The sequence below is a fragment of the Mammaliicoccus fleurettii genome, assembly GCF_003970575.1.
GTDB lineage: Bacteria > Bacillota > Bacilli > Staphylococcales > Staphylococcaceae > Mammaliicoccus > Mammaliicoccus fleurettii.
Genome location: NZ_RXWZ01000199.1, coordinates 1 through 2650, shown reverse-complemented (window position 1 = coordinate 2650; position 2650 = coordinate 1). Strand labels below are relative to the sequence as shown.

The window sequence follows — 2650 nt, the reverse complement described above, 5'->3', positions numbered from 1 at the left end:
TTTACATAAAAATTGTATTTGTATTAAAAAAAGCCTATAACGCACTGGTTATAAGCTTTTTTATATTAAGTTATTTAAATAAATTTTTCTATTACCTTACTTATTTCATCTTTATATTTTAATAAATCAATTGGCTCATTGAATTCTAAAGTAGTTTTATGGTCATCATTTAAAATTATATAATTTCTATTTTTAGTAAAATAGATTCTAGTCAACCATTTTCTAATACTGTTATCTATGAGTATATTAAAATAGCTCCTATTATCTCTATAATGAACTCGTTGTGTATCAATTGTGTCTGATGAAATAACTTTAATAATTGCATATGATTCTAATTCCTCTGGAGTTGTTACAATTAAATCTTCTGTTTTAGTAACTTTTGTTAGATTTTCTACATTTTTAACTTCGACTTTATTTTCTGTACTATTATTTAATGCAGCATTTAATTTGTCAGTTACTTTTTCATTAATCATTAAATTAAATGTATTTTTTAAGGTTGGTGTAAATCTATCAATGATCGTTTTTGTTTTAACCCCATCATAAACACTAGTTAAAACAAATTTCACAAATTCATCAGAAGGGTTTTCTAACTCTTGGTTCAAGAAGTTTTTTATTAAATTCACATATTTTAATTCATATGCTGAGCTTGAAATATTGTCTATATCAAACATTTCTTTTGAAAATTTATAGATTTCTTTTATATGATTTTCCTTTAAATTTAAAATATCAAAGACTAAAAATGGTTTTGAATCCATTTTATTTGTTTCTTCTAAATCAGTAAAAAATCTATACTCGATCCCATTTGTCAAAATACCAAATTTAGATTTGCTTGTTCCATAATATCTAAATAATTGTGAATCGTGGTTTGATAATTTTTCATTTACCGACTTACATTCAATTAGTATAGTAGGTTGGTTATCATTCATAATTGCATAGTCGACTTTTTCACCTTTTTTGATTCCAACATCAGCAATATATTCTGGCGTAAATTCCATTGGATTAAATATGTCGTAACCTAACTTTTGAAAAAATGGAAGAATTAATGCAGTTTTTGTAGCTTCTTCTGTGTTAACTTGTTCTTTTAAAGTGTTTATTCTTTTAGATAATTCTTCAATCCCCTTAACGAAATTTTCCATATTTATTATTCCCCTTTAACTGTTAATAAATTTTTAAACCCATATATATATTATACACAAAAAGTGAGATTTTAACTAAATATTAAAAAATCATTATAATGTGTTTATACAGTTCAGTTTCAAAATAATTTATATTATATAAATTTGTATCAAATTGACTTTTAGACTGTTATTCATTTGTGAATTAAATTTAACAATAACTAGGATAATATGTTGAATATTACTATTTTAAGCTGAATTCCTAATAATAAAGGACTAAAGTGTATTCAAAGTGCTAACTAAAGTCAGTTAATGACTTTATATGATAATTTACATTTTCTTAATATTATGGTTTACTATATATAAGTTAAACATCGTAGATAATCAAAGTCTCGCTCGAATGAGTGAGACTTTTTTATATTGTTATAAATTAAATAGTGGGGGAGTTTTATGTTATATACTATTACATCGATACTACCAAAGATACATGGGGGTCGAACTAAATCCTTATTGTACAGAATAAAGTTTTTAGAAGAACATCTAAACCAAAAGTCTGTTATCCACACTACTAATTATAATCCGGATTATTTTAATGTTTATGATGACTTTAAGAAAAGAAATATCATAAGTGATTCTTTAGAAATAAAAAATATTTATGAATGGCTATCTAACGACAAATTGCTTGAAAAATATTCTAGTCCAACAATTTTTACTAAAAAAAAGAAAGAAACTGAGTACACTATTGAACACTTAAATGAAAAAATTAATAAAAACATTGTTAGATACTATAATAAGGATGAATATGTGTTATATAGAAAATTTTACTTTGGTACTAAAATTTTGCTTTTCGAAGATTTTATGTCGCCTATATCAAGTAAAAGGTTGGAAAGAAGAGAGTATACAAGAAATGGTGTGCTTCATAGAATTACTAACTATTCACCAACAAGTTATAATAAATTATATGAAGAATATTATAATAAGGTAGGAGATATATATTTAAAAAAATACTTTTCTGATGTTGAGAAGAATAAAATTTTGTATATAACGTTTTATCAAGGTAATAGACCAGCTAAATTTTTTAGAAATGAAAAAGAGATGTTTACTTATTATTTCAATAATGTTCTTGAAGATGATTCAATAGTGTTTAATGATGCTAGGTTATTGGATAAATCATTAATAGAATGTGATAAAAATTTAAAAAGGGTAGCTGTGTTTCATAGCACTCATTTAGTGGAAAGAGGAATTAGAGGTTCTTATAAGCTGGTTTTAAATAGTGATGATATTATTGATAAGTATATAGTTCTTACTGATTATCAAAAAAAAGATATTCAAAAAGACTTCGAGATTGAAGATGATAAATTCAAAGTAATTCCACATTTTGTTGAGAAAATGAAATCTCATGAAATTAACGAGAAAAACAATCAATTTTGTTACGTTGGTAGAATTTCAAAAGAAAAGCAAATTGATCATATTATTAAAGCTTTTAGTATATATATAAGTAAAGGTAATGATTCAAAATTACTTATATATGGTAA

Annotated in this window: 2 protein-coding genes; one reads left to right on the top strand and one right to left on the bottom strand. The window is 24.0% G+C overall.

The features are described 5' to 3' along the window. Positions 1-74: 74 nt before the first annotated feature. Positions 75-1136, bottom strand: a complete 1062-nt coding sequence (locus tag CD129_RS12095) for a type I restriction endonuclease (RefSeq protein WP_115337514.1) — start codon at positions 1134-1136, stop codon at positions 75-77. A gap of 429 nt (positions 1137-1565) precedes the next feature. Here CD129_RS12095 and CD129_RS12090 point away from each other — a divergent pair. Further along, the coding region (locus tag CD129_RS12090) for an alpha-glucosyltransferase N-terminal domain-containing protein (protein ID WP_126577755.1) at positions 1566-2650 on the top strand (1085 nt) is incomplete at its 3' end.

What these genes read in the sequence shown, in the direction of transcription:
- CD129_RS12095 (WP_115337514.1), bottom strand. Translation starts at nt 1,136, where the DNA reads ATGGAAAATTTCGTTAAGGGGATTGAAGAATTATCTAAAAGAATAAAC.